Annotated in this window: 1 protein-coding gene; it reads right to left on the reverse strand. The window is 67.4% G+C overall.

Annotation, left to right across the window (positions count from 1 at the left end):
- A partial coding sequence (locus tag TSO352_RS32015) for an NAD(P)(+) transhydrogenase (Re/Si-specific) subunit beta (RefSeq protein WP_146210832.1) occupies window positions 1-325 on the reverse strand: 325 nt, incomplete at both ends.

The raw sequence follows: 325 nt of genomic DNA on the forward strand, positions 1-325 counted from the left end.
GCCCGAGGAGCCGACCAGCGCGCCGGTGATGATCAGCAGGTTGTTCTGCAGGGTGAAGCCGATGCCGCAGGCCGCCCAGCCGGAATAGCTGTTCAGCATCGAGATCACCACCGGCATGTCGGCGCCGCCGATCGGCAGGATCAGCAGGAAACCGAGCGCGAAGGCGACCAGGATGATCAGCCACATGGCGCCGGCCGAGTTCGACTGCACCAGCCAGACGATCAGCAGCAGGGTCAGCACGCCGAGCGCCGCGTTCAGCGGGTGCTGCATCGGGAAGACCAGCGGCTTGCCGGTGACCAGCCCCTGCAGCTTGGCGAAGGCGACG

It is taken from the genome of Azospirillum sp. TSO35-2 (genome assembly GCF_003116095.1).
Classification (GTDB): Bacteria; Pseudomonadota; Alphaproteobacteria; order Azospirillales; family Azospirillaceae; genus Azospirillum.